This window comes from Methylobacterium sp. E-066, from assembly GCF_022829635.1.
In the GTDB taxonomy this organism is placed as follows: domain Bacteria; phylum Pseudomonadota; class Alphaproteobacteria; order Rhizobiales; family Beijerinckiaceae; genus Methylobacterium.
Map to the genome: position 1 here is coordinate 1 of NZ_JAKSYO010000175.1, position 992 is coordinate 992.

Genomic DNA, 992 nt, shown 5'->3' on the forward strand with positions numbered 1-992 from the left:
GCCGCTTCGGCGGTCGTCTCTGTGTTACCGCTCGTGGCCATAGCTGGCCCAATCGAGCGAAGGCCAGCGGCGTCCCTGTCCGAGCTCTGGCAGATGCTGAGCGCCTGCGCTCAGATCACCGGCCTGCCGGCTGGAGCCGCAGGCTCGGAGGTGACGGTCTTGTTCAGCCTGAAGCGGGACGGCAGCCTCTTGGGTCAGCCGCGGATTACCTACTCATACCTGACTGGCGGCCTGGACGAGCAACGGGCGTTCGTAGCTGCGGCACTGTCTGGGATCGCGAGCTGTCTTCCAGCAGCGGTCACGCCCGGACTGGGCAGCGCGGTCGCAGGCCGGCCGTTCCGACTGCGCGTTATCAGTCGACGGCCGGAACGCGCAACCTGACCAAGATCGTTCTGGAGTGTCCTACACCGCCTCGACGTTGGGATTATGCGCCACGCCCATCGAAAACGCCCTCAGAAACATTTAATACACCCACCATCATGTTGATTTTATACGTGGCTCAGCACACTGTGCGAGTTCTCCAAACACAGGTGCACCGTTGACCAAATCGTAGAGACCATCGAGGCTTCGGCCGTCAATTTCATTGAACTGACGGCGGGTCTCGCCTCGGCCTACGTCTCGAACAACCATCTGCAGCCGAGCGAGATCGCTACCCTGATCGCCAACACGCACGCTGCGTTGGCTGGGCTCAGCAATCGAGCTGCTCCTGCGGTTCCGGCAGCCGAGAAGCTGCCCTCATCCCAGATCCGGAAGTCGATCACACACGAGGCGCTGATCAGCTTCATCGACGGCAAGCCGTACAAGACTCTGAAGCGGCATCTCACCGGCAACGGGATGACGATTGAGGAGTACCGGGAGCGCTACGGCCTCCCACGGGACTACCCGTCCACGGCCGCTAGCTACTCCGAGGCGCGCTCCAAGCTCGCCCACGGCTTCGGCCTCGGCCAGAGGCGCAAGAAGGCGGCCCCGAAGGCTGCCAAGCCGTCAGAGAC

Annotated in this window: 1 protein-coding gene; it reads left to right on the forward strand. The window is 63.0% G+C overall.

Translation table 11 applies throughout. The annotated features are described in order from the left end of the window. Positions 1-630: 630 nt before the first annotated feature. Positions 631-992, forward strand: a 362-nt coding sequence (locus tag MKL20_RS25275) for a MucR family transcriptional regulator (RefSeq protein ID WP_409568199.1), incomplete at its 3' end; no start/stop codon positions are given.